Source organism: Anoxybacteroides tepidamans, from assembly GCF_014201465.1.
GTDB classification, from domain to species: Bacteria; Bacillota; Bacilli; order Bacillales; family Anoxybacillaceae; genus Anoxybacteroides; species Anoxybacteroides tepidamans.
In genome coordinates this window covers 17,239-43,708 of record NZ_JACHEP010000016.1, presented here as the reverse complement: position 1 = coordinate 43,708, position 26,470 = coordinate 17,239, and the positions used below count along the sequence as shown (strand labels likewise).

The following is a 26,470-nucleotide window of genomic DNA, read 5'->3' as shown; positions in this document are numbered from 1 at the left end:
AATATGACAAAAGAATTGTTGCGTTATTTTCGACAAAAGCAAAAAGATCATGCGTCGGAAACGTTATTTGATACACAATGCCCGTTTTGCAGCGTTCAATGTGCGATGCAGCTCATTGAAGAACGCGTGGTCGGAAGAAATCGTTATAAAGTGGTCCCGAAAGACAATCCCACTTCAAACGGACGGCTTTGCATCAAAGGGCTTCATGCGCATCAGCATGCATTGCATACCGAGCGATTGCAATTTCCGTTGCTGAAAAGAAATGGTCGGTTTGTCCGAGTGAGCTGGGAGGAGGCGCTCTCTTTTATCCAAGTAAATTTTAAGAATATTCAAAAAGAATTCGGAAATGATGCTATTGGAGTATATGGAGGCGGCTCGCTAACGAACGAAGAGGCGTATTTATTAGGAAAATTTGCTCGCGTTGCTTTGAAAACGAAATATATCGATTATAACGGCCGCTACTGCATGTCCGCTGCAGCGGCGGCGATGAATGCTACATTTGGCCTTGATCGCGGGTTGACGAATAAACTGTCAGAAATCCCCCATGCTCGCTGCATCATATTAGCAGGTACGAATATTGCGGAATGTCAGCCGACGATTATGCCATATTTTCATCAAGCAAAGAAAAATGGGACGTTTTTCATTGTCATTGATCCGCGGGAAACGGCTACATGTGGGCTAGCTGATTTGCATATTAAAATCAAACCGGGGACAGATGCGGCATTTGTGAACGGCATGCTGAAAGTCATTTTTGCTGAAGGGTATGTTGATGAACAATTTGTTAAAGAAAGAACAGAAGGATACGACGAGTTAAAGAAACATATTGAGCAAATTCAGCTAGATGAAATGGCGGAGATGACAGGAATTGCTCCGGAAGTGATTCAGTTTGCGGCAAGGCAGTATGCCACGGCACCAACAGGTATGATCTTTACCGCAAGAGGCGTTGAGCAGCAAACAAACGGATATATGACTGTCCGTAATTTTCTAAATTTGGCGCTTGTAACAGGAAAAATTGGGAAAATTGGCTGCGGCTATGGGGCGATTACTGGGCAAGGCAACGGACAGGGGGGACGGGAACACGGGCAAAAGGCTGACCAGCTTCCTGGCTACCGTTCGATCGAAAATCCGGAGCACAGGAAATATATTGCAAGCGTTTGGGGAGTTCCTGAAGAAGAACTGCCGAGAAAGGGGGTTTCCGCCTATGAAATGATGCAAAAAATAGATGAAGGGGAAATTAAGGGCTTGTTTGTGATGGGTTCCAACCCCGTTGTATCCAGTCCGAACGCTCGCTTTGTAAAAAGAGCGTTAAAAAAATTGCAATGTTTAGTCGTCGTCGATCTATTTTTATCGGAAACAGCGGAACTCGCTGATTTAGTATTACCAACCTCGTCTTATTTAGAAGATGAAGGAACGATGACGAACCTAGAGGGCCGCGTGACGTGGCGTCCGGCTTCGCGGAAACGTCCGGGGGAGGTGAAGCATGACTGGGAAATTCTTTGTGAGATTGCCCGAGTGCTAGGAAAAGGCGACTATTTCCGTTTTTCGTCAGCGGAAGAGATTTTTCATGAACTGCGAGTTGCCAGCCGCGGCGGTTTGGCAGATTATTATGGCATTACGTACGAACGTTTGCGAAACGAGCGTGTGTATTGGCCTTGTCCTTCGCCCGACCATCCCGGCACCGCAAGACTGTTTGAACAATCGTTTGCTCACCCAGACGGCAAAGCACGTTTAGCGGTTGTAGACAATGAATATCAAAAAGAACAAACGACGGAACAATATCCGATTTATGTGACGACAGGACGAGTGTTGTCTCACTATTTAAGCGGAACGCAGACGAGAAGAAGCCCAGCGCTTGCGTCTCGACAAATTGAAGCATTTATGGAAATTCATCCGAATACAGCGAAAAAATATAAAATCGAAAACAACGCATTAGTGAAGCTTGAAACAAAACGAGGAGCTGCGGTTGTAAGAAGCAAATACTCCTATAAAATTCGGGAAGATACTGTATTTGTTCCGTTTCATTGGAGTGGAAAACAAAATATTAACCAAATTACAGACGATGCACTAGATCCTCATTGCAAAATGCCGGGATTTAAAATTTGTGCTGCACGAATCAGTTCGATCGTAGATTTAGAGAAAAATTAAAAAAGCACTTCCTATTCAGTATAGAAAGTGCCAAATGAAAATACTTTCATTGTCATCATAACACATATGAGACATTCAGTGTATATCATTTTTCGGATTATTTGCAACATTTTATGAAATAAAAGAAAGGAGAATATGTCGTGAATCAAAAAAGTTTCTTGAAAAGTGGTCATATTCCTACGCTGTTTAGCGCGTTTTTATATTTTGATGTCAGTTTCATGATATGGGTGTTGCTTGGACCGCTTTCGGTTATTATTATGAACGATTTTCAGATGAATGCAGCGCAAAAAGCAAATCTCGTCGCTTTGCCGATTTTAGGTGGTTCTATTCTCCGAATCGTTCTCGGATTGTTAACTGACCATATAGGACCGAAAAAGACAGCGCAAATTGGCATGATCATCACGCTTGTTCCGTTAATCTGGGGCTGGAAGTTTGCAGATCAGTTGTCGGAACTTTACGTGGTTGCGTTGCTGTTAGGAATTGCTGGAGCGAGTTTTGCGGCCGCTTTGCCGCTTGCGAGCCGCTGGTATCCTCCGCAATACCAAGGTCTTGCGATGGGAATTGCGGGGGCAGGAAACAGTGGGACGGTGCTTACGACCCTTTTTGCCAACCGGATTGCCCAATATTACGGAGACTGGCATATTGTGTTCGGATTGGCTCTTATTCCGGTTCTCGTGACGTTTATCCTCTTTTCCATATTAGCGAAAGACAGTCCGAATCAGCCGGCACCGCAAAAACTTATCGACTATATGAACGTGTTAAAACAACGGGATGCGTGGCTGTTTTGTATCTTTTACAGCGTGACATTTGGCGGTTTTGTCGGCATGTCGAGCTATTTGACGATTTTTTTCAATACCCAGTACGGGCTTGATCCCGTAAAAGCGGCTGATTTCACGACGATTTGCGTCATTGCAGGAAGCTTTTTCCGGCCGGTTGGTGGTTGGTTAGCGGATAAACTTGGCGGAATTCGTATGCTAATCATTTTATACAGTATTGTCGCAATCATGATGGCGCTTCTTTCTTCTCTTCCGAGTTTAACGATCGCTACTTTGTTATTATTTGTCGCAATGATGAGTTTAGGAATGGGGAACGGTTCGGTGTTTCAATTAGTTCCTCAACGCTTCCAAAAAGAGATTGGTGTCATTACGGGAATCGTCGGAGCTGCAGGAGGGCTTGGAGGTTATTTTCTGCCAAAAATCTTAGGAAATATAAAATTAGCGACAGGTTCGTTTACTGCTGGGTTTCTTATTCTAAGTGGCATTGCCATTTTATGTATGTTACTCATTACGATGGTGCAAAGACAATGGAAAAAATCATGGATCGGCGCTGGCGGAAAAGCGAGAGCAGAACATGTTTAAAAACAAAAATCCGATCATCAGGATGGCCTTTTTTAGGTCATCCTTTTTTTGTTAAAGAGTAAAAAATAAGTGAGCCATTTGTCCGATCATGGTAAGATAAATGAGAGGTGAGGATGATGTGGGAGCTTTGTCTTTCGATGCTTGAGAGGCTTGGAATCATTGTGATGGTAGCGTTTTTATTTACTCGTCTGCCTTATTTTCGGCGGCTGATTTATCATCAAGAAGTAAATTGGATGCAGCGGTTGATTATTATGGTTATTTTCGGAATTTTCGGCATTGTTGGAACGTATACTGGTTTAACGGTTCGCGTCGAAACATTTGAAGTATCAAAATGGGCATGGTCATTGAAAGAAGGGGAAGCGCTTGCAAATTCACGAGTCATCGGAGTGGTGATCGCTGGTCTCCTTGGCGGATGGCAAGTCGGGCTTGGGGCAGGATTGATCGCAGGGGTTCATCGCTTGTTTCTCGGCGGATTTACAGCGGTGGCTTGCGGGGTGTCAACGATCATTGCCGGCGGGATTGCTGGGATCGTTCACCATCGCAAAAAAAGAGCGTTCGCCCTTTCTCCTAAGGTGGCGCTTGTTGTAGGAATGGCAGCGGAAGCGTTACAAATGTTAGTCATTTTGTTGGTGGCCAAACCGTTTGGCCGCGCGTGGTTATTAGTGGAAGAAATCGGTATACCAATGATTGTGGCAAACGGGTTAGGAAGTGCGATTTTTATTTTAGTGATTCGCAACGTGTTTCAAGAGGAAGAAAAAGCGGGGGCTGTGCAAGCGGAAAAAGCGATGCGACTGGCAGAAGCGACCGTTCATCATTTGCGGAACGGACTAACGCCGCAATCCGCTAAAGCGATATGCGAGCTTTTTATCAAAGAAGTTCCATCAGTAGCAGTAGCAGTGACTGATCGAACTCGTATTCTTGCTCATGTCGGGGCTGGAAGCGACCATCATTTGGCGAATGAACCGATTCAAACCGAAACGACGCGGCAAGTAGTGGAAACAGGAGAAATGCTGATTGTGCGCGACCGGGTCATTTGTCACGATCCGCATTGTCCGCTGCATAAAGCGATTATCGCTCCATTGAAGCGAAAAGATGAAACGATTGGTACGCTCAAGTTTTATTTTCAATCAGAGGCGGATTTATCGTCGATTACGTTTGAATTTGTCAAAGGGTTATCGTCTCTTTTAAGTTTGCAGTTAGAAATCGCAGAAGCGGAAAAATATTATCAATTAATGAAAGAAGCACAAATTAAAGCGCTTCACGCCCAAGTGCATCCACATTTTTTATTTAATGCACTCAATACGATCGTTTCTTGTGTTCGTATTGATCCGAATCGGGCAAGACAGCTACTCGTTTCGTTAGCGTATTATTTTCGAAAAAATTTAGCGAGTGCAACGGAAATGTTGTCGACGTTAGAGGAAGAGATTAGACATGTGAAGGCGTATTTAACGATCGAAGAAGCGCGATTTCAAGATAAATTACGCGTGCGGTATGAGATTGAGGAAGGGTTTGAACAAGTGACGTTACCAACAATGACGTTGCAGCCGCTGGTGGAAAATGCCGTTAAGCATGGCTTGAAATATATGAAAAAAGGTAGCGAAATTGTCATCTCGGTCAAAGCAGACGGGGATATGGTGAAAATTACAGTTTCGGATAACGGCAAAGGAATGACGGAAGAGCAAGTATCGCAACTACTACGCACGCCAGTTACTTCACAGCAAGGAGCTGGAATCGGTTTATATAATGTGTACGAGCGAATGAAGTCATTGCTTGGAGACGAAGTGAGGTTTGCGATTGTATCGGCAAAAGGAAAAGGAACGACGGTCCAATTAATAGTTCCGTATAAAAAGGAAGAGAAGGAGGGGTATACGGTTGCGTATGCGAGTCATGGTCGTGGATGACGAGCCGTTAAGCCGCGAAGAGCTGAAGCATTTATTGTGCGTATATGAACAGATTGAGATCATCGGGGAAGCAGACTGCGGAGAAAGCGCTTTAGAAAAAGTTGTCACACTTCAGCCGGATGTGGTGTTTTTAGATATTGAAATGGCAGAAATGTCCGGGCTCAGCCTCGCAAAGATGCTACAACGATTGAAACAGCCGCCAAGCATTGTGTTTGCTACGGCATATCCGAATTATGCGGTAGAGGCGTTTCGTTATGAAGCGGTCGATTATTTGTTAAAACCGTTTGATGAGGTTCAAGTAGGAGAAACGGTTCTTCGCCTCGTTCGCAAATTCGAAAAAGAACGACCTGCATCTTCTGAAGACACCGTTCGCAAGTTAGCGATTGAGGAAGAAGACGGAATTGTTTATGTCTCTCCGCATGATATTTTATATTGTTGCCGGGAAATTAAAGATACGCTAATCGTGACGAAACAAAAAACGTACTATACAAAAATTCCTTTGAAAGAACTAGAACAAAAGCTAAAAGGGAATTTGTTTTTCCGCCCGCACAAAAGCTATCTTGTGAATGTGGAAAAAGTCGAGCAGCTCACCCCATGGTTTAACGGTGCTTATCAGTTGACATTAGCGGGAACGCTCGAAAAAATCCCTGTCAGCCGCAATTACGTAAAAGCATTGCGGCAACGATTAGAATTATAAAGAGGAAGTGTTGTTTGCGTGTTATAATTTTCAGTAGTAATCATTTGATTGCTCATAAAAAAATCGTCCTTTCTGTAAAGGTTGGTTTGGTCACCTTACATTTTACTATATAAGTTGAAATTTTGTTTTACATCCAGCTGATTACCTTCCACAGTTATACCATATCGGCTTGTATTGAGATGAAAACGGAAATGAAAAATCGGAAATTCTTTATTGCAACTTATATAGATTGGACGATTTTTGTGTGCTCTTTTTTTGAACGAATCACAGAGAAGATCGGTTGATTGAAGGGAAGGGGGCGGGGACTCCTGCGGGAACAGCACGAGCCGAAGACCCCACAGACGAGCTTGCGAGTCGAGGAGGCTGAGGCCGTGCCCGCGGAAAGCGTCCGCCACCGGATGAAGTCAACCGAATTTAACTTACGACGAAAAAGGGGCTGTACTTTTTGGACAGCCCCTTTTACTGTTTTTTTATAAGAGAATTAATGGAGAAAACCGCTATGTCCATGGCTTTTGTTCCTAAACTATCCTTGGTTTTGTACAGCTCGCAGCAATTCGTAAGCCCGTTCACCAACGAGAACGATGAGCTGTTCGAACACGGCATCGCGCTGCAAATCTAATTCCACAATTCGCTTCGCTAGTTCAAGAGCTTGCGGATTCAAAATGATCCCCCCGTTTCCTTTTTCGTCGCCCAACACTTCGTTCATACTCGTGTCGCAATTCGCTTATTGTCCATTGGTAAAGCGAATCGGAGTCAAAAAAACCTGTTTTTATCAGTTCGTAAATATAAAATTGCTTTTGTTTCAATATCGCTCTTCGCATAAGATTGCCCATTTTTTCCACTCCTTTTTATTTCCATTATACTCGACCTTTGAAATTTTCAAATATTTTTGTTATATTCACTTACATAAAAACGGATTTTGTGTCATGTTTTTTTACAAATATATAACATATTTTGATTAATTTTTTTATACTTATGTTAGAAAAATTACCATAGAGGTGGAGTAGCATGGAGCATAAGGACGATTCGTACAAATTCAAAAAAGTGATTTCAATTGGAGTCGTAAGTGAGCTAACTGGGTTGTCACAAAGACAAATTCGCTATTATGAAGAGCGAAAGTTGATTTTTCCTGACCGTTCCAAAGGAACACGAAAATATTCGTTTGATGATGTAGAACGGTTAATGGATATTGCGAATAAGCGGGAAGAAGGAGTCACGACTCGAGAAATTCGCAGAGAGTTGACAAAAGAGTTACGTGAAAAAATGTTGAAAGGACAGATGAATGCGCATTTTCGGTTTCGGGGCTAATGGACAATAAAAATGGGAGAGAGAATACATTTTATGCATGTGAATCATACTACATGCTAGACGATGATTTTTGACAAAGGAGCGATTGAAACATGGAACCTTCTTGGAAAGCTCTTCTCCCATTTTTAGTTGTCATTCCGTTATCAATATGGACGAGGCAAGTGATTCCGGGGTTGTTTGTGGCATTGTTGCTTGGCAGTTATTTAACGGAGCCTACGTTGCTTGGTGGTTTAAAAACGATGCTTTCCTACCTCGTTCATAATCTTATGCAAACAAACAATATCCGGATTATTATTTTTCTTTATGTGTTTGCCGGCCTTATCAGCATTGTCAAATACACAGGGGGAATTAAAGGATTTGTTCATCTCGTCAGCAAAAAGATAAAAACTGCAAGAAGCGCCTTATTGTTAACATGGATTTCGACGATGGTGACGTTTAGCGATCCGGATTTTCGGATTGTGACCGTTGCACCGATTATGAAAGCGTTAAAAAAACGGTTGCATTTATCATCCCAGCAAATCGGATTTACGATTGAAGTGACATCCAATCCTGTTGTAGCGCTTATTCCACTGGCGACAGCATTCGTCGGGTATATGGTATCGGTGATTGATAAAGCGCTCAAAACAGCGGGCATTCACGAGAAAGCGTACACGGTTTATGTCAAAAGTATTCCGTTTAATTTTTTTTCGTTTACGATTCTTTTGGTCGGTCTGTATTATAGTTTTTTTAAGTATTCTAAAAAGGCTCGTGCAGGCAGCATGCAATCTGAATGGAATATAAGAAAACAAAATCGGGCTGTGATGGTCGAAGCGGCGAGTGAAGCATTAGAGAGCCCAAACAAACAGCAAGGGGAAGAAGGATTGGAGTCGTGTCCAGAAGCGTTTGAACAAGAGACGCCGGTTAAGCCGTGGAATTTGATCGTTCCGCTTTCGTTTGTGTTAGTGTTAACGCTGTTTCTTAGCTGGTGGGACGGTCATCAAGGAGCGACTAGCTTTTTCGATGCGTTTCTCCGCAGCGATGCGCTCGGTGTTATGTTAGAAGCGTTAATGATTACCGTCATTTTAGCGGTTGTCTATTTTTTGCTTCAAAAATTTAAGTTGGCCGATCTGTTGACGCATTTTGTCAAAGGTGGAAATGAGCTCATGTCCGTCATCTTAATGCTGGCGCTGATTTGGGCGGTGTCGGCAATCTCGGAAGATTTAGGGTTTTCCGCATACATTACCGATCATGTGAAAGGGTGGATTCCTCACTACTTTGTTGCTCCTGCATTATTTTTGTTAGGCGCTCTTATTTCATATTTTATTGGCTCATCGTGGGGGACATGGGGATTGTTGATGCCTCTTGGTGTAACGCTTGCCCAAGAGTCAGGAACGAACATCTTATTAGTCATTGGCGCCGTATTCGCCAGTGGGACATTTGGAGCGTTCGCCTCGCCGCTGAGCGATAATACGGTTACATTATGCACCATTTTAGATTTGCCGGTTATCGAATATGCTCGGACGAAACTGTTGCCGTCGCTGATTGCTGCTGGACTGGCGGTCGTTTTGTTCAGTGTGATGTCATTTGTGATGAGATAAGGAAAAAGGGTATCCCTAATCGGGCACCCTTTTTTTTCTGTGAAAATAACGGCTCCATGAACGGTTATTTTCATACATCGACGGGGAGCAAGCCTTGCTCATCGATGTTTATTTTATATACGCGCAGAATATTTGCAAAAATTGGTATATTGTACACTGTTTGAAGCAAATTTTTTACCAATAAATCACAATAAAAACTGTATATACAAATTAAAATTGTATAATTAGACTAGTAGGCAGAAAATAAAAAACATCCGATTTATGAAAGGGGGATCATAGTGGGGAACGAAGAACTTTTGACAGGAGTTTTAATCGTGGATTATGAACAAAAAATCGTTGCGATCAACCAGTCATTTTGTGATATAGCAGGCATTCACGAACCTCCTCACTTGCTGATCGGAAAAAATTGTGAAGAGTATGATTCGTATTTGCAGCATTTAGGAGTGTCGGCTGAAGCGGCCGATAAAGTGATAATATCGAACGGAAAAATGTTCGAGAGAAAACATATTCCTTGTTATATAGGGAATAATCGAGGGAGTTTGTGGGTTTTTTCGAATATTACAACGCCCCAAAATACAGAACCGTCTGGCGTAAAAGGAGAAACAGAAAAAGCGGCCCAATCCTATTCAGAGTTAATTTCTAAAATGAGCCACGAACTTCGAACGCCGCTTAACGGAATATTAGGATTTGCACAATTACTGGATATGGACAGCACGTTAAGCAGCCAGCAGCGTGAGTTTGTTCGCGAAATATTGAGCGGCGCTCGACATTTGTTAAATTTGGTCAATGGAATGTCAGATCTTGCTCGGGCTGAAGCAGGGAGGCTAAACGTAACGTGCGATGTTGTAAAGATCGATTCGATCGTAGAGGAAAGTATAAAACTTGTACAACCGCTAGCCGAGCGAAAAAAGATTCGAATCGTGAACGAAATGAATAGCAGTTGTTATGTATTAGTCGATCCGACGAGGATAAGGCAAATTTTATTCAATTTATTAGAAAATGCAGTAAAATATAACAAAGAAAACGGTGTGGTGAAAATTATGAATACATATGACGAAGAAAAGATTAATATACACGTACAAGATACAGGGATTGGGATTCCGGATGAGGAATTTGAAAACATTTTCAAGCCGTTTTATCGAATCAAAGGAACAAATGCCGACGGAACAGGGATTGGTTTGTCGCTTGTCAAACAATTTGTTCAATCGATGGGTGGTACGGTTGGAGTTAATAGCAAAATAGGAGCAGGAAGTGATTTTTGGTTTAGTCTTCCGATTGTGCAAAGGGCTCGCCATGATCATTTGCAGCGTGACGATATCGCCCCTTATATCGAAAAAGTAAAGCAAATAGGACCGAAAAAGATTTTATATATTGAGGATCGCTTGTCGAACATAAAGTTAATGGAAAAAATATTAGCGCCATTTCCTGAGCTATTGCTTTTTTCTGCTACATGTGGGAAAGAAGGATTAGATATCGCTTCAGCTGAGCAGATTGATTTAATTTTTCTTGATATGAATCTTCCAGATATGAATGGATATGAGGTGCTAGAACAGCTAAAAAGAAATGAGAGAACAAGTTCCATTCCTGTCATCGCTTTAAGTGCGAATGTGATGCCTACAGACATTGAAAAGGCGTTGAGCAAAGGATTTGAAGGGTATTTGGCAAAACCGCTAGATTTGAAACGATGTTTCGAGAAAATTCAACAAGTTTTGACGCGGAATAAAAAAGCTTAAAACGATAGATTTTGACAACTTTTATGCACAAATAACATAAAAAGTCGTAATTTATACACAACATGTCCCTTTTTTGTTCTGATTGGTGTCGAAAAATGTCCGAAATGTTTGTAAAGAGTTAGACAAACTACCACAAAACAGGTATATTTTTACACAACAACTTTTGTTATTAAGGAAACAACGAGAATAAAAATTTTAGATCGATCGAGGGATTGTTGATGAAAGTGTGTGTGCGGGAATTGTTGGAGGAAAAAAGATTTGGACACGTTTACCAACCAATATGGGATTTAGTGAATTGGGTTCCATTCGGATACGAAGCGTTAATGCGCGTGTCGAATTCAGAAATTGAAAACATAGAGCAATTGTTTCAACAAGCGAGACAAGAAGGGTGTTTATACGAATTGGATACGAAAGCAATCGAAAATTCTATCGATCATTTTCCATTTTCGCACTTTCATCAACGATTGCTGTTTGTAAACATTTACCCTTCCACCATTTTAGATGAGCGGTTTGCCAGCTTTTTAGATCAGTTGCTTACAAAATACCCGGCGATAAAGCAGCGTGTAGTCTTTGAAATAAGCGAAACGGACGACGAGAAAGAGATTTGGGCAACCGATGCTTTCAAAGAGAAATTACAAACAATAAAAACGCACGGATTTTATGTTGCAATCGATGATGTCGGGGAAGGCGCGTTTACCTTCGAAAAAATGATAGAAATTCAACCAGATTATATTAAGCTTGATCGACAGTTTGCGAAAGAGCTGGCAATGGATCGAGATAAACAAAAACTTATTTCTTTGTTTGTAAGTTATTGTCAACCAAAAAAAGTATTAGTGCTTGAAGGGATTGAAAAAGAAATAGATTTAGCGCAAGCGAAGCTCCTTCAAGTGTCCATCGCGCAAGGGTATCTTTTAGGTGAACCGGAAAAATTATAAAAGTAGAGAGCGTTTCTTCGCCGTTAATGAATGACGATACGGTCATACCGTTTTTTTTCACTGCACACGGCGAAGAAAAAGAATTAGAAAATCTTCTAAAAATGTACAAATTCAAATTATCATTCTGCAAACTCATATTCAATAGTACGAAAGCAAGGTTTTTACAGAGTTTTTGGAAAATTTAATTAGAGGTAAATAGGAATATAGACTTATTAAAATTAGTTCTTAAGTTTTAGTTCTCAAAAAAAAACGCATGGGGGGTGGGAGGTGGGTTACGAATTTTTAGTAGGGGAGAGAGAACCATGCGAGGATTGTACCGCTGGATTTTTGAAAATGAAAAATTAGACAGGAATAAGAAAATTTTAAAAACAGAAACGGGAAGCTATTCATTGTACGATATTCAAAAAAGCATAGAATCCTACACAACTCTGTTAAGACAAGTTGGAGATATTTATGGAAAAAAGTGGCATTACTTGTCCCGAATGTTTTTAACTTTTTAAGTTTATTGTTAGCTGTCAATCGACTTGGCGGAACGGTAGTACCTATTAACCCGTTTTTAGAAAAAGAGGAACTAAAGAACATTTTATCATTGGTGGATCCGCATATCATTTTTGCGGTTAAAAAATATGATCGTTGTAAATGTTTCAAAGCTGTATATGAATGGGCGCACTCGATTCGAGAGGAGACGGTGATTTTTGAAACGGAAGATTATTGCCATTGGAGTACGTTAGTGATTAAAGGCTCTCCGAAAGCTGTGGGAGAGTACGACGCCGATATCATCGACTGTGCGTATGACGATGAAGGTGTTTTGAAAACAGCCGTGATGGATATGGCGCTTATCAAACATATGGATGAGTCATTGTCAACAGTGATGGCACTATCAAAGGATGACAAAGTGTTTGGACTGGCATCGCTGATGAGTGATGGGCTAGGAGCTTGTTTATTGTTGACGTTGCTCAAAAAACAACTGCAGTTTGTAGTGGTGGAATCACGTAATTGGCAAGAGGTTATATCGTTCATTAAGAAAAATCGTTGCAACAAATTACTTACTACTCTTTCTTTATTTAAAAAGTTGAAGGTATTTGCAAAACACGACCAAAATCTAGACTTAGAGAAACTAGAATTCATTGGATTCATAGATCGTATGGCACAATCCGATTTGTTCAAAATAAAATCCACATCATCATCAGCTGCGATTATGCCAAAAATGACAAGTATATACTGTTTGTCAGAGGACGGAATAACCATGTTTCATGTAAATGCTCATGAAAAAATAAAAATGAAATGGATGTTAGCATGGCGAGAAAATAGATGGTTAATATTACCGAAAGAAAATAGGTAGCTTATTTGCTAAAATTTTGTGTAAACATGACAGGATCGTTGACTTCTCGATGATTCGCTCATTCAAAGACGTTGGATCAGTTCTATATAAATACAACTGGAAGGTTTAACTTATGGATAAGGAAAAAGCAGACTTCCTATTTTTTCGACTGTCGGAGGCAAGTCTGTGACTTGCTTCCGTCACGCCTCGCGTGACAGAGGACCGAACAACCAACCGCTTCACCGACAAATGTATTTGTCTGGAAGCGGTGTTGTTCGGTCACCCGACAGTCGAAACATACCGATTACTCCATAAAAGACGAAAACGTTAAAGTTCCAAATGGCATCTATATAGAGCCGGAATGTCGAAGAAACCGTTTATATCGGATTCGCTCTTTTACGAGTACGAGCCACACGTGAAGCAGAGGGGCTTGTCCATATTGCATTGCGTCTATAGTTCTGCATGACCAATGATTCAAAAGCACATGATTGGGAAGGAAAAATCATTCAAAATTAGGAAAAGCAAGATGCTGTTTCCAAAAAGAACAACGATGGGTGAAAGCAGCGTTAGAGGAGCAAGGGAAAGTTACTTTGCTTAATAAATGGACAACAAAGAAGGGAAAACAAATGGAACCGTTAAAAATTGTGATTGCCGATGATCATGATTCGTCAAGAACTCTTTTGCGCCATTTTGTTAGTTTGCTGCCTCACTATTGCATTGTTGGGGAAGCAGCAACTGGCGAAGAGTTGGTTCAGCTCGTATTAAAAGAAAAGCCTGACATTGCTTTAGTTGATATTAATATGCCGAATTTAGACGGAATGGAAGCAGTAAAATCTTGTAAAGAACTGCTTCCTTCCTTACAAGTGATATTTACAACCGGCTGTGATGAGTTCGCGGTGGAAGCGTTTAAAATTGCTGCTGTTGATTATATCGTAAAGCCAATTGAACCGACCCGCCTGTTTAACGCCTTAGAAAAAGCGAGAAAATTTATTCAACTATACGATCAGCCTGAAAAAAGGAAAAGCAAAAGATTAGATATAAAATTGCAAAATTCGATTCTTTTTATTCCGATGGAAGACATTTTATTTATTGAAAAAGAAAGCAGAAAAACCGTTATTCATACACAAGCTGAAAAATATGAAACGAATGAACCGTTAAATGAGTTAGAAACTCGGCTGGATCATTATTTTTTAAAGACTCATCGCTCATATATCGTCAATTTAAAAAAAGTGATTAAAATCGAAGCAGTCGGAGAAACGTATTGGGCGCGCTTTTCTAACAGCGATAAAGTCGCCTATATTTCCAAATTAAAAATCAATGATGTTCAAAAAAAGATTATACACCTGCATTAAGTATAATTGCCGATATACCTCCCGCTAATAAGTGGGAGTTTTATTATGAATAAATTGGCAAAAACATTATTCCCGTGAAGAATTAGCAAGAGTGATCGCATATTCGACAATGCTGTTTCCCGTCATGATTCCTTGGAGCATTCTTGCGATTATAGTACCTACACGGGTTTCGGTTATTTCGTATGTCCCATATGCCGTATTTTTATGGAGCTTGCCTCTGATTAGCTTGCTCGTTTTTTTTGGCAAACAACTTCGCATAAAACGTCAATCGTCTATAGCGCATTTTTTAGAGGAAGTAAAAAGAAACTCTTTTTGATATAATAATGGTATATCCACTGCATAAATAGTGGATAGAGCTCCTAAAGGGCGGTGGGGAGACATATGGCAGCTGAAATGAACTTGTTAAAAAATGTTCAAGAGCTTGAACAATGGCAGTGTGAAGATTGCGATACACAATTAATGATATTAAGAGAAAACCAGCAAAAAATCCAAACAAATTTAGATGTATATTACAACGAACAAGAAGATCGAAAGGTGATTGAACGATATTATCGACATGTCATCAACGAGCAAGACGGGCTAGCTCTTTTTATAAAATATCATGAACTGGTGAAGCGGACGCATAAGCGGCGGCTCCCTTATTTTTTCAGCAAAGATGAATATTTGTATACGTGGGTTGATCTTTATCCGGATGGTTCAGTAAGAAGCATTTATTCTGGAGAACGGAAAGACCCGGAAACATTAATTGTGCAAGATTATGAGATTGTAAAAAAACGATATGAAGAGTTCCGGCAATTGTTGAAAAAAGCGAGAAAAAAGGAATTTAACGTCGAGCAAAAGTTGCGGGGAATTGAGCAGCAGCTGAAATTTAATACAGAGCACGTCGTTCCACAGTCGTGGTTCGGGGCAAGGGAGCCGATGAAAGGAGATTTGCACCATCTGTTCGTTTGCCAGCCTGAATGCAATACTGTTCGTTCGAATTTTCCGTATGCCGATTTTCCGTTTTATGAACCGGAATCGCCGGACGAGCGAATTCAAAATCATTGCGGCGTGGCCGATAACGGCTGGTTTGAACCGGAGCACGGAAAAGGAACGGTTGCGCGGGCGATGCTGTATTTTTTATTGCGCTATCCAACCGAAATCGCCAAATCGTTTCGCAGAAAAATCGACATTCCGCTATTAGTTCGCTGGCATAAGCAGTTTCCCGCGACAATTTATGAGAAGCACCGAAACCAAGCGATTTTTCTGATTCAAGGAAACCGAAACCCGTTCATCGATTTTCCGAAACTGGCAGAGCAAATGGCATTTTCTATTAAATCGAAAGAATAAAACTGGCTGTTTCAGCCGGTTTTTTTATGAAATTTCTTCTTTATGTTCCATGCTTGGCAACGGTCGCGACGATTCGAAAGGAAACCAGTTCTAATAAATGGACGTTTTTCTCGATTGGATACGCGTTATGCATCGCTTATTTAGTTGCGTTTTCGATTTATGAAGGCGGAAAATTATTAGGATTTTCATAGAAAGAAGGCTGGGAAAGCATGATTGCCAATATCATTATCGGTGGTGCGATTTTCGTTTATGCAGGTTGGACGCTCGTTCGATATGCGAAAAAAAGCTCGAAAGGAAAATGTGCAAGTTGCTCGGTAGCAGATGTCTGCTCTTCTTGTGACATGCACAATCAGGACCGATGAACCATCTTTAGCACATGAAGAAAAAAGGTCAAGCATGCAAGGTGTTTGCCCTTTTTTGTTGAATTAGGTATAAAGACCTATTTACAAAATAGTAGAAAAATAGATTTAATAAACGTGAATGACATAATTTTTGGTATATATAGAAAACATTAAATTTCACGAACAATCTAGGTTATGGACGACCAAGGGAGAACGACAAATGGTCTATGATGGCATTATTTTATCATTATTAATCGGCTTTTTTCGCGGCGGAAATTTAAAAGGAATCGCGGAGATGAAGCTGCGCGGCGGCTGGCTGTTTCCGATCTTATTAGTGATTGAAATTTTCATTTTTATATTGCAAAATAAAATAGAGATCGTTGCAAAATTAAGCAATGGCATGTTTATAGCGATTTATGCAACTGGGCTCGTTTTTCTATGGTTGAATCGCCATCAACCAGGGTTTATGGTCATCTTTGCCGGCGTGTTACTAAACTTTATCGTTATGGTACTTAACGGTGGAAGAATGCCTGTTTCGGTCGAAGCAGCGCAATTTCTTGGCCGTGAGTATATAGAAGCGCTCAAGGCAGGGGTATACGGAAAACATGAAGCGATTACATCATCGACATGGCTTCCGTTTTTAGGCGACATCATTCCACTATCGCCACCATACCCGCGCCAACAAGTCATCAGCATTGGCGATGTTGTGATGAACGTAGGAGCATTCCTCTTTGTGCAGCATCTAATGGTAGGCGCAACAAAAGATGAAACAAAGGCTGTTCCTGCGAATCAATAAAAATTATGATAATATGAGGAGGAAAAAGAAATGAAAGTAAAAATGAAACAAGTATTGATCAATCTGTTTATTATCGGTTCGGTGATTGTGGCATTGACGTCGGGATATAAAATCCAATAATCAACTTAACCGATATAAAGTGTGAAAAAAGATTCCTTTATGTATTGGTTATTGGTACGATTTTAGACTGAGAGTGATTTGATAATGAAAACTAATTTAAAATTGTATTTAACAGCCATATCATCCATCGGATTAACGGTTTTTTTTATTAAAAGTAACTTCAGAACTCAATCCCTTGAGGATTGGGTTTTCATTTATATTATGTCTGGATCTGTTATTCTACTGAACAAATTTTTGATTACTCTTCCTCCGAAGGATAATTCATTTTCAATGGACTCAGCAATTTTTTTAGCTATTTTATTTTTATATGATATCGATTTGGCACTAAATGTTTTATTTATTAGTTGTTTTGTTGAATTTGTTTATAAGCGAAAGATGCTATGGTGGAAACATCTTTTTAATTTTTCCATGTATTCTATTATGATTGTAGGTGCCTATTACTCATTTGTATTTTTTGGTGGTCGTATAGGGGAAGTGGATGTCTATAATTTGTTTCCTTATATGGTAAGCTTAGTTGCATACTTTTTGATAAATATTGGATTAATGTTTTTACTTTTTGTTTTTTTAGGTAGTAAATTTGAAACATTTAACATGGGAGTTCTTCTGGAATCATTTGTTGGGTATTTAGTTACTTTATTGTTATCGCTTGTTTTAGCGATTTTATTATATGAGCAAAGATATTTTGGATTATTTTTATTTACAGTTTTGGTAGTGATTTTATCTATCATATTGCGAAAGTTTCTTTATTTGTATCAAGAGGCATCAGAGCGAGCGAACAAAGATTATCTTACAGGGTTATATAACCATGGATATTTCAAGGAATTATTAATTGATTATTTTCGAAATTCTAAGTTGTCAAATCTTTCCCTCTCCCTTGCTATGTTAGATTTGGACGATTTTAAAAAATATAACGATTGCAACGGCCATCTTCAAGGCGATGAGTTGTTGAAATTTTTTGGTGATTTGCTGCAGGCGGAAACGAAAGGGACGAACTATGTGGTGGCGCGGTACGGTGGCGAAGAATTTGCCATTTTAATGCCAAACACAACGAAAGAAGAAGCGTTTTTGTTCTTGAACCGATTGCGTAAGCAAGTGAATGATACATATTTTACTGGCGTTGAATATATTCCTTACCGTTGTCTTTCCTTTTCATGCGGGATTGTTGAAGCGGAAAGGGGAATGTATGATAGCGGTGAGTTAATTCATAAAGCAGACCAAGCGCTTTATTATGCGAAAGCACAAGGGAAAAACAACGTGCAAATTTTTGATGAACATAACATTTCGTTAAGCGTACTAGAATTTAAAGAAGATTTAGATGCGCTGGAACAACAAGTCAAAATTTTTTTATCCAAAGATGTCTATACGTATCGCCATAGCAAGCGCGTGTTTACGTATGCGCTTGAAATGAGTGAACGGCTCGATTTAACCGATCATGAAAAACAAACATTAATTTTAGGAGCGCTTATTCACGATATCGGAAAGTTGGAAATCCCGCGTGATATTTTGAATAAAAAAGGAAAATTAGAGCAACATGAATGGGAGATTATTAAAAAGCATGTGATTTGGGGAAAGGAAATTTTATCGACAGAAAAGCGATTTGAAGATGTACTCCCGCTTGTTGAATTGCACCATGAACGTTATGATGGGAAAGGCTATCCGTACGGACTAAAAGGTGAAGAGATTCCGAAATTAGCCCGCGTGTTATGTGTCATCGACTCGTTTGATGCGATGACGACCGAACGGCCGTACCAGCGCACGAAAACGTTCGAAGAAGCGGTCGTTGAATTGCGGCGCTGCGCAGGCACGCAGTTTGACCCTGTCTATGCGGAAAAGTTTATTGAATTGATTGAATCGAGATATTTGCCGCGTATAAAGGAGCAAATGTTCGGTTAAACGGTGAAGCACTTGCCGATGGCAGGTGTTTTTATTTTTATAGAAAACGATCGTTTTTGAACGTTTTTTTAATAAAAGTGATATTTTTTGATTGTAAATGAATGTTTTTGATTGATTTTTGAAAACTATTACGATATGATAAGGATGTAAACGGTTCACTCTATTGGATGAGGGGGTGACAAGGTGCTGACGGAGGAACGGCATCGCCTCATTTTAGACTTATTGGCGGAAAAAAAAGTGGTGAAATTGCAGGAATTAGTCGAGGCAACTTCTTCTTCGGAATCGACGATTCGTCGTGATTTAAGCCAGCTGGAGAAAGAGAAAAAGCTGCGTCGCGTTCACGGTGGTGCCGCTTTATTACATCAAAAAAGGGAAGAGTTAAGCGTTCTTGAAAAATCAACGAAAAACATTCAAGAAAAACGAATGATTGCGCAGTATGCAGCTCGTTTCGTTCAAAATGGCGATTGCATTTATTTAGATGCAGGAACGACGACGCTTGAAATGATTCCGTATTTGAATGCCAAAGATATTGTTGTCGTTACAAACGGAGTTACCCATTTAGAAGCGTTGTTGGAAAAAGATATTCCGACATATTTGCTTGGCGGATTTATTAAAAAGAAAACGAAAGCGTTAATTGGCCGTGGAGCATTGAATTCATTAGAAAATTATAGTTTTGATAAATGTTTTATCGGTGTTAACGGCATTCATCTTGAATATGGATACACGACGCCAGATCCAGAAGAAGCGATGGTCAAAAGTTTAGCCATTAAACTTTCGCGGCAAGCATATGTGTTAGCTGATCATTCGAAAATGAATGAAAGCACGTTTGCCAAAATTGCGGATTTGCAAGATGCGACGATTATTACGGACGAATTAGATAATGAACTATTAGAACTATATGAAGCCAAAACAGCAATCGAGGTTGTGAAAAAATGATTTATACATGTACACTCAATCCTTCTGTTGATTATGTGATGAAAGTCGATGATTTTCGAATTGGCGAATTGAATCGAGCAACTCATACCGTTATATTTCCTGGAGGAAAAGGAATTAACGTATCCCGTGTGCTGAAGCGACTCGGAGTCGACAACACCGCTTTCGGATTTGTCGGCGGGTTTACAGGGGCGTTTATTGAACAGGAATTAAGCCGGGAAAACATTCGGTTTGATTTTGTCAAAGTACTTGGAGATACGCGAATTAATATTAAATTGAAATCTGGGGAAGAAACGGAAATTAATGGGCAAGGGCCGACGATTTCTCCGGAGTTTGCCGACGAATTAATGGGAAAGATTCAGTCTTTGCAGCCCGATGATGTTCTTGTCTTAGCAGGAAGCATTCCTTCATCGCTTCCAAGCGGTTTTTACGGTAAAATCGTCAAAACAGCGAAAGAAGCAAATGTCAAAGTGGTAGTGGATACGAGCGGTCCGGCTTTAAAACAATTGATCGAAGCAAAACCGTTTTTAGTTAAACCGAATCATAAAGAGCTGGGGGAATTGTTTGATACAGTTCTTCATTCAAAAGCGGACGCGATTGTATACGGACGCCGGCTCGTCGAGTTAGGCGTAGAAAACGTGATTGTTTCGATGGCAGGTGACGGCGCCTTCTTTTTTAACAAAGAAGTCACGTTGTTTGCCGAAGCGCCAAAAGGAGTGGTCAGAAATTCGGTCGGTGCAGGCGATTCGATGGTTGCAGGATTTTTAGCGGCGTATACAAGCGGCAAAAGCGTTGAAAAGGCATTTGCTTATAGCGTCGCTACAGGCAGTGCTACCGCATTTTCTGAAGATTTATGCACGAAAGAAAACGTAGAGCAATTGCTTCATGAAGTCAAAGTCACTCGCGTATAAGGAGGGCCATGCATATGAAAATAACGGATTTATTAACCAAAGAAACGATCGTTCTCGATATTAAAGCGAGAACGAAAGAAGAAGTGATTGATGAACTTGCCCAAAAGTTTGAGCAAGCGGGCGTATTGAATGATTTGAAAGCGTTTAAAGAGGCGATTTTTGCCCGCGAAGCGCAAAGTACGACAGGAGTTGGCGATGGGATTGCGATTCCGCACGCGAAAACAGCAGCGGTGAAACGGCCGGCTGTGGCGTTCGGCCGCTCCAAAAGCGGAATTGATTATGATGCGCTAGACGGAAAACCGAGCCACTTGTTTTTTATGATCGCAGCGCCTACGGGAGCAGATAATACGCATTTAGAAGCGCTCGCTCGCCTATCATCGATGTTGATGGATGCGTCGTTTCGTGCACGGATTGAAAGCGCTTCAACCGAAAAGGAGCTGCTTGATATGATTCGCCAAAAAGAAGCGGAAGTACAAAATGAAAATAACGAAACAGTTTCTTCGGCGAAAAAGAAAATCGTCGCGGTGACAGCTTGCCCGACCGGAATTGCACATACGTATATGGCTGCTGATGCACTAAAAGCAAAAGCAAACGAAATGAACGTCGACATTAAAGTTGAAACGAACGGTTCAAGCGGTGTGAAAAATGAATTAACTGCCAAAGATATTGAAGAAGCGGTTGCGGTCATTGTGGCGGCCGACAAACAAGTGGAAATGGAACGTTTCCGTGGGAAACATGTCATTCAAGTGCCGGTGGCGCAAGCGATTCGTAAACCAGACCAGCTGATTGAACAAGCGTTAAAGCAAGAGGCACCAATTTATCAAGGAAGCGGGACGAAAATCGAAACACCGCAAGCGAAAGGGCGCACCGGGTTTTATAAACATTTGATGAACGGCGTATCGAACATGCTTCCGTTCGTTGTTGGTGGCGGGATTTTAATTGCAATTTCGTTCATTTTCGGTATTAAAGCGTTTGACCCGAAAGATCCGTCGTTTAATCCAATTGCAAAAGCGTTGATGGACATTGGCGGTGGCAGCGCGTTTGCATTAATGGTTCCTGTGCTTGCAGGGTTTATTGCGATGAGCATTGCGGACCGGCCGGGATTTGCACCGGGGATGGTTGGCGGATTTATGGCAGCGAATGGTGGCGCCGGCTTTTTAGGAGGGTTAATTGCCGGATTCCTAGCAGGTTATTTAGTCGTTGGGTTAAAGAAAGCGTTTAGCGGGTTGCCGCAATCGCTTGAAGGAATTAAACCGGTACTTATTTATCCGTTATTCGGTGTGTTATTGACAGGTCTTGTGATGATGTATGTCGTCATTGACCCGGTCAAAGCATTAAACGACGGAATGAAACAGTGGCTTTCCAATATGGGGACAGGAAACCTCGTATTATTAGGCTTAATTCTTGGCGGAATGATGGCGGTCGATATGGGCGGTCCAATTAATAAAGCAGCCTTTACATTCGGTCTTGCGATGATTGATGCCGGAAACTATGCGCCGCATGCAGCGATTATGGCGGGCGGAATGGTGCCGCCGTTAGGGTTAGCGCTAGCGACGACATTCTTCAAAAATAAATTTACAAAAGCAGAGCGTGAAGCAGGAAAAACGTGCTACATTATGGGAGCGTCGTTTATTACCGAAGGGGCGATTCCATTCGCAGCAGCCGACCCAGTACGTGTCATTCCTTCGATCATTGTCGGTTCTGCCATTGCCGGAGCGTTAACGATGTTGTTTGGCATCGGTCTCCCAGCACCGCACGGCGGCATTTTCGTCATCCCGATCGTCAAAGGAAGTGCATGGTTATACGTGCTTGCGATTTTAATCGGTTCGGTTGTCACAGCACTTATGGTCGGATTATGGAAAAAAGAAGTGAAAGAATAATAGATGAAGAGAAAAAACGGGGCAGAGAATGCTCCGTTTTTTTATGGCAAAATTTCATCAATTTCTCATGAAAACAAATGATAATTCATGATAACATGAACGGTTGTAGCTCCTATTTTCATCACTTAAAGGAGAATGTGGGCAAGATGAAGTCCTTTCTGCAGCTGAACACGATTTTTGTTAGTATTTTGATAGAATCGATGCCTTTTGTATTAATCGGTGTATTTATTTCAGGAATCATTCAAATGTTCGTGACGGAAGAAATGGTGCAAAAGTGGTGCCGAAAAATAAAATGTCGTATTTATCTTTTCCATTGTATCGGCGCTATTGTTTCCGATTACGACGCTTGACTCGGATATTGTGAAGGCGAAAGGATTTCATATACCCGGATTCGATGCGAAAAGTGAACAATCCGTTTGTACAGCGCCAATTTCTTCGTCCAGATACAAGCATTTATTGTAGCAAAGACGGATATGATGATTTAATGCAAAAAGAATTGGTGCGGTTTTCCAAACAATCTCGGCTTGTTTTAAACGATCGAAATGATTTAAAGGGATTGAAACGATTTATCAATTTCTAGGCGAGTTCAGCGATAAAGAAGTTGAGATGGACGGCTTCGTTTATCACGATGAAACGACGAGCAAAAACGAGTTGTTTCTGTTGCGGTTCGGCACATTCATTGCATCGCTGATTCGGGGGTATATGGGCTGTTGATGCCATTTCCAGAAGCGGCGAAGCTAAAAAACGATGATAGGATTCATATTAAAGGAAAATTGTCAACGATTTATTATCAACCGTACAACGCGATGATTCCGTACGTGCAAGTCGAGTCGTGGCATTCGATTAAACAGCCAGAAGAACCGTACGTCTTTTGCGGTTACGATAACTAGAGGCAAATCACCTTATGAAAAAGCACCTAAAAAATAGGTACTTTTTCACGCAAAGACGAAAAGCTACAATCGAGCACTTCGCCCAGTTTTAAGCATTTTAACCGCTCAGGTTCGAGTTGGCGGCGTTGCCATTCCGCCATCAAGCGGACAAGCGCTTCTTTCGGCGTATCGTCAGCAAGGCGAAAGGCGCCGTAATGCATCGGAATGAATGTTTTAGCCCTGCAATCAAGAAAAGCTTGTACCGCTTCTTCAGGAGTGACGTGCTGCGGACCCATAAACCATTCCGGTTCGTAAGCGCCAATCGGCAAAAGGGCATAATCAATGGAAAATCGTTCGCCAATCTCGCGAAAGCCACGAAAATAGCCGCTGTCGCCCACAAAATAAAACGTCGGCTGTCTTTCTGCTTCAATGACCCATCCGCCCCAATGGGACGTGTTCATATCAAACAGCGTCCGTCTCGTCCAATGCTGCGCAGGCACAAAAGTGAATGTCACCCCTTTATACTCCTTTTCTTCCCACCATGAATATTCCGTAACATTTTTATATCTTCTTCGCCGGAATAAGCGGCCAAGTCCAACCGGAACAAAAAAGCGGGGGTTACCTTTGAGTTTTTTTATGCTCGCAAAATGTAAATGATCGTAATGTCCGTGGGAAATGAGCACGACATCTACATTTGGCATATCGTCGATTGCAATCCCCGGTGCAGTCAGTCTCTTAGCTGTTCCCATTCGCATCGCCCAAACGGGATCCGTGACGATCGTGATACCGCCTAGTTGAATCACAAATGTCGAATGGCCTATCCATGCCAACAACGGGTGTGACCGATTCGTATGAAGTTGTTTATATTCCGGCGGATCAACGTGCGGAACTTGGTATGAAAGATCTTTTTGCTTATGTTTCCGTTCCTGTTGCCAGCGCCGAAAATCGGCAAACGTTTTTTTCGTCGAAACATGATCTAAATTTTCATATCGTTTCATTGCTCGTCCTTCCTTTTTCCTTTGAGTTATAATGTAAGAGTAACAAAAACCGCTTTTTTCTGACAAACGATTGATTCGGAGGGAAGAATATGTTGCAAGCTTTTTCATTGCGCACAGCGAAAAGGGATGAAATGATTGAGATTACGCATTTCGTCGAAGAAGTGGTACAAAAATCAGGAATAGAAGAAGGTGTCGCACTCGTTTACTGCCCGCATACAACGGCGGGGATTACGATTAACGAAAATGCTGATCCAGATGTGAAGCGGGATATGATGCGGCGTTTTGATGAAACGTATCCGTGGGAGCATCCGCTTGATCGCCATGCGGAAGGAAATACAGCGGCACATATGAAAGCGAGCACGGTCGGCGCTTCTCAGCACATCATTATTACAAATGGAAAACTTCTTTTAGGAACATGGCAAGGCATTTATTTTTGCGAGTATGACGGACCGCGCCAACGAACGTTTTTTGTGAAAGTATGGAATGGATAAATGAAAAAGGGATGAACCGTCGATCATCCCTTTCACTCCCCCTCTGCTAATTGATTCCATTGTCATTGGAAACAAACAAGCTGTCAAATGTTAAGCGGGAATCATTAGAGTTGTTTTGACATAAACCTCACTTTTTCAACGCGATTCATCTTAACGACACCATTCGCCTTTTTTTGATGGGAATTTGTTGATTTTTTTTCATTTATTGTTTACGCCCGTTTTTTTATAATTTTAGTGTAACGAAATGGAAAAGGGGGAGTCGACAATGACGGGGGATCAATACAGACAGCTACTTAAATGGATTCAACAAAAACAACCTGTCAAGATTAAGACGCAGCAAGGGGAAGCAACATTTTTACCAGTGAAGCTATATAAAGATGTGAAGAAACTATTTGTGTATAACCGGAACATGCAGTTAATGAACATTGCTTTAGACGAAGTTGTATCCATTCAACCTACCCGCATTTACGGTTCGTTTGATAGAAGAGGGGAACAGTATAAGCGACAAAGAGCGGCTTCATCGCCGTTCTTTTTTAGTTGCCGAACGATTGCTTCCTATTTTAGAATGGAACAAAAAGATAAGGGGGCTTATCCGTTGAAAGGAAAACGAATTGTATTATGCGCATCAAGAAAATTGGACGAAATGACAACACTTATTGAGAAGCAAGGTGGGATTCCGCTTGTACGTCCGGCGCAAGGGACAGTATTTTCTAAAGAAGAAGAGCTTACACAAGAAATTCGCGACATCATCCGTATGAAACCGGATTGGATGATGTTTACGACCGGTATCGGTGTTGAAACGTTATTAGAGGCAGCAGAACGAGGCGGTGTGAAAGAACAATGGCTGGAAACGATCCAGCAAGCTAAAATTGCTGTCCGAGGATATAAAACGGTAGCGGCGCTAAAAAAAATCGGCGTATCGTTTGTTGCGGAAAGCGATGACGGAACGACAAGAGGGCTGATTCGTTCACTTCAATCGTTTTCTTTTACAGGTAAACGCGTTGTCGTCCAATTGCACGGGGATACAGCGCCAACGTTGAAACAATTTCTTTTAGAATGTGGCGCTCTATATACAGAGCTGCTTCCTTACCGGCATGTTGCTCCGGATGATGATGTTCTTGAAACGTTATATGACGAAATTGTTGAACAACAAGTCGATGCCGTTTGTTTTACAACGGCGATGCAAGTGCGCTTTTTCTTTTCGTTTGCGAAGGAGAAAAAAGATGTTGAACGATTGCGCCGCGCTTTCTCCGAAAAAGTAGTCGCTTGCGCCGTCGGAAAAGTGACCGCAGAAGCGCTTTCAGAAGAAGGAATCGACCGTATCGTTTCTCCAGAGTTAGAACGAATGGGAGCGATGATTGTTACGCTCGCAAAATATTTTGAACAACGATAAAACTTAGAGAGCATTTTGTTCTCTAAGTTTTTTATTTTTGAAATCTGTTATAATACAACAAAAGCTCTGTTATATAATCAAAATCCTTATAAAATGAAGAGATTTTTTCTAGTGTACTATTAATAAAATTCTAAATGTTTGATTTTTGTCACATCTTTTTTACGGTTTTTTTATTAAAATGTGAAAAAG

Annotated in this window: 24 protein-coding genes and 3 pseudogenes; 24 read left to right on the top strand and 3 right to left on the bottom strand. The window is 41.1% G+C overall.

What is annotated here, in order from left to right; genetic code table 11:
- Nucleotides 1-3: 3 nt before the first annotated feature.
- The 4 genes from nasC (at nt 4) to HNQ34_RS12480 (ending at nt 6,101) form a co-directional block, all read left to right on the top strand.
- Complete coding sequence (gene nasC / locus HNQ34_RS12495; protein ID WP_183255048.1) at nt 4-2,145, top strand: assimilatory nitrate reductase catalytic subunit NasC; 2,142 nt, start codon at nt 4-6, stop codon at nt 2,143-2,145.
- A 140-nt stretch (nt 2,146-2,285) separates the two neighbouring features.
- The gene (locus HNQ34_RS12490) at nt 2,286-3,503 is read left to right on the top strand and encodes a nitrate/nitrite transporter (RefSeq protein ID WP_183255045.1); all 1,218 of its coding nucleotides are present in this window, start codon (nt 2,286-2,288) and stop codon (nt 3,501-3,503) included.
- Nucleotides 3,504-3,619: 116 nt separating this feature from the next.
- Nucleotides 3,620-5,404: a sensor histidine kinase gene (locus HNQ34_RS12485; RefSeq protein ID WP_183255043.1), complete on the top strand. Its 1,785-nt coding sequence runs from the start codon at nt 3,620-3,622 to the stop codon at nt 5,402-5,404.
- Entirely contained in the window at nt 5,382-6,101 is a 720-nt protein-coding gene (locus HNQ34_RS12480) for a LytR/AlgR family response regulator transcription factor (protein ID WP_221277415.1), read from the top strand. The genes HNQ34_RS12485 and HNQ34_RS12480 overlap by 23 nt, the downstream gene beginning before the upstream one ends.
- Before the next feature lie 523 nt (nt 6,102-6,624).
- Here HNQ34_RS12480 and HNQ34_RS12475 read toward each other — a convergent pair.
- Together HNQ34_RS12475 and HNQ34_RS12470 are read right to left on the bottom strand one after the other, a co-directional pair.
- Nucleotides 6,625-6,807, bottom strand: coding sequence for a hypothetical protein (locus HNQ34_RS12475; RefSeq protein WP_183255113.1), 183 nt, complete (start codon nt 6,805-6,807; stop codon nt 6,625-6,627).
- Nucleotides 6,743-6,922 (bottom strand): Fur-regulated basic protein FbpA, encoded by a 180-nt coding sequence (locus HNQ34_RS12470; RefSeq protein ID WP_246364166.1) that lies wholly within the window; start codon nt 6,920-6,922, stop codon nt 6,743-6,745. The genes HNQ34_RS12475 and HNQ34_RS12470 overlap by 65 nt, the downstream gene beginning before the upstream one ends.
- Before the next feature lie 187 nt (nt 6,923-7,109).
- Here HNQ34_RS12470 and HNQ34_RS12465 point away from each other — a divergent pair, with 187 nt between their 5' ends.
- The 18 genes and pseudogenes from HNQ34_RS12465 to HNQ34_RS17945 all read left to right on the top strand — a co-directional run bounded on the left by HNQ34_RS12465 (nt 7,110) and on the right by HNQ34_RS17945 (nt 23,420).
- On the top strand, nt 7,110-7,409 hold the full coding sequence (locus HNQ34_RS12465) for a MerR family transcriptional regulator (protein WP_183255039.1): 300 nt from the start codon (nt 7,110-7,112) through the stop codon (nt 7,407-7,409).
- A 92-nt stretch (nt 7,410-7,501) separates the two neighbouring features.
- Nucleotides 7,502-8,986 (top strand): Na+/H+ antiporter NhaC family protein, encoded by a 1,485-nt coding sequence (locus tag HNQ34_RS12460; RefSeq protein WP_183255036.1) that lies wholly within the window; start codon nt 7,502-7,504, stop codon nt 8,984-8,986.
- A gap of 278 nt (nt 8,987-9,264) precedes the next feature.
- Nucleotides 9,265-10,719: a hybrid sensor histidine kinase/response regulator gene (locus HNQ34_RS12455; RefSeq protein ID WP_312856131.1), complete on the top strand. Its 1,455-nt coding sequence runs from the start codon at nt 9,265-9,267 to the stop codon at nt 10,717-10,719.
- A gap of 218 nt (nt 10,720-10,937) precedes the next feature.
- Entirely contained in the window at nt 10,938-11,654 is a 717-nt protein-coding gene (locus HNQ34_RS12450) for an EAL domain-containing protein (RefSeq protein WP_183255034.1), read from the top strand.
- Between the two features lie 463 nt (nt 11,655-12,117).
- Nucleotides 12,118-12,996: a hypothetical protein gene (locus tag HNQ34_RS12445; RefSeq protein ID WP_183255032.1), complete on the top strand. Its 879-nt coding sequence runs from the start codon at nt 12,118-12,120 to the stop codon at nt 12,994-12,996.
- 605 nt (nt 12,997-13,601) lie between these two features.
- The gene (locus HNQ34_RS12440) at nt 13,602-14,327 is read left to right on the top strand and encodes a LytR/AlgR family response regulator transcription factor (RefSeq protein ID WP_183255030.1); all 726 of its coding nucleotides are present in this window, start codon (nt 13,602-13,604) and stop codon (nt 14,325-14,327) included.
- 381 nt (nt 14,328-14,708) lie between these two features.
- Nucleotides 14,709-15,656, top strand: coding sequence for an endonuclease I family protein (locus tag HNQ34_RS12435; RefSeq protein ID WP_246364158.1), 948 nt, complete (start codon nt 14,709-14,711; stop codon nt 15,654-15,656).
- Nucleotides 15,657-15,664: 8 nt separating this feature from the next.
- Nucleotides 15,665-15,847: pseudogene (locus HNQ34_RS12430) on the top strand (hypothetical protein); the annotation flags it as partial.
- 18 nt (nt 15,848-15,865) lie between these two features.
- Nucleotides 15,866-16,018, top strand: a complete 153-nt coding sequence (locus HNQ34_RS12425; protein WP_183255028.1) for a FeoB-associated Cys-rich membrane protein — start codon at nt 15,866-15,868, stop codon at nt 16,016-16,018.
- 199 nt (nt 16,019-16,217) lie between these two features.
- Complete coding sequence (locus HNQ34_RS12420; RefSeq protein WP_183255025.1) at nt 16,218-16,793, top strand: DUF5317 domain-containing protein; 576 nt, start codon at nt 16,218-16,220, stop codon at nt 16,791-16,793.
- A gap of 204 nt (nt 16,794-16,997) precedes the next feature.
- Nucleotides 16,998-18,806 (top strand): diguanylate cyclase, encoded by a 1,809-nt coding sequence (locus tag HNQ34_RS12415; RefSeq protein ID WP_183255023.1) that lies wholly within the window; start codon nt 16,998-17,000, stop codon nt 18,804-18,806.
- Nucleotides 18,807-18,989: 183 nt separating this feature from the next.
- Nucleotides 18,990-19,742, top strand: a complete 753-nt coding sequence (locus tag HNQ34_RS12410) for a DeoR/GlpR family DNA-binding transcription regulator (RefSeq protein WP_183255021.1) — start codon at nt 18,990-18,992, stop codon at nt 19,740-19,742.
- Entirely contained in the window at nt 19,739-20,650 is a 912-nt protein-coding gene (gene pfkB, locus HNQ34_RS12405) for a 1-phosphofructokinase (RefSeq protein WP_183255019.1), read from the top strand. Before HNQ34_RS12410 ends, pfkB begins: the two co-directional genes overlap by 4 nt.
- A gap of 14 nt (nt 20,651-20,664) precedes the next feature.
- On the top strand, nt 20,665-22,530 hold the full coding sequence (locus HNQ34_RS12400; RefSeq protein WP_183255015.1) for a PTS fructose transporter subunit IIABC: 1,866 nt from the start codon (nt 20,665-20,667) through the stop codon (nt 22,528-22,530).
- Nucleotides 22,531-22,676: 146 nt separating this feature from the next.
- Nucleotides 22,677-22,817, top strand: a pseudogene (locus tag HNQ34_RS12395) (permease); the annotation flags it as partial.
- A 40-nt stretch (nt 22,818-22,857) separates the two neighbouring features.
- The gene (locus tag HNQ34_RS17950) at nt 22,858-22,992 is read left to right on the top strand and encodes a hypothetical protein (RefSeq protein WP_409978376.1); all 135 of its coding nucleotides are present in this window, start codon (nt 22,858-22,860) and stop codon (nt 22,990-22,992) included.
- Nucleotides 22,934-23,110: a DUF1980 domain-containing protein gene (locus HNQ34_RS17570; protein ID WP_312856130.1), complete on the top strand. Its 177-nt coding sequence runs from the start codon at nt 22,934-22,936 to the stop codon at nt 23,108-23,110. Before HNQ34_RS17950 ends, HNQ34_RS17570 begins: the two co-directional genes overlap by 59 nt.
- Before the next feature lie 26 nt (nt 23,111-23,136).
- A pseudogene (locus HNQ34_RS17945) lies at nt 23,137-23,420 on the top strand (TIGR03943 family putative permease subunit).
- 26 nt (nt 23,421-23,446) lie between these two features.
- On the opposite strand, the gene HNQ34_RS12385 reads toward HNQ34_RS17945, so the two are convergent.
- The gene (locus HNQ34_RS12385; protein ID WP_183255013.1) at nt 23,447-24,397 is read right to left on the bottom strand and encodes an MBL fold metallo-hydrolase; all 951 of its coding nucleotides are present in this window, start codon (nt 24,395-24,397) and stop codon (nt 23,447-23,449) included.
- Nucleotides 24,398-24,486: 89 nt separating this feature from the next.
- On the opposite strand from HNQ34_RS12385, the gene HNQ34_RS12380 reads away from it, so the two are divergent.
- Both HNQ34_RS12380 and HNQ34_RS12375 read left to right on the top strand, forming a co-directional pair.
- On the top strand, nt 24,487-24,888 hold the full coding sequence (locus HNQ34_RS12380; RefSeq protein WP_183255011.1) for a secondary thiamine-phosphate synthase enzyme YjbQ: 402 nt from the start codon (nt 24,487-24,489) through the stop codon (nt 24,886-24,888).
- Between the two features lie 595 nt (nt 24,889-25,483).
- Complete coding sequence (locus tag HNQ34_RS12375) at nt 25,484-26,281, top strand: uroporphyrinogen-III synthase (protein WP_183255102.1); 798 nt, start codon at nt 25,484-25,486, stop codon at nt 26,279-26,281.
- The last annotated feature ends 189 nt before the right edge of the window (nt 26,282-26,470 follow it).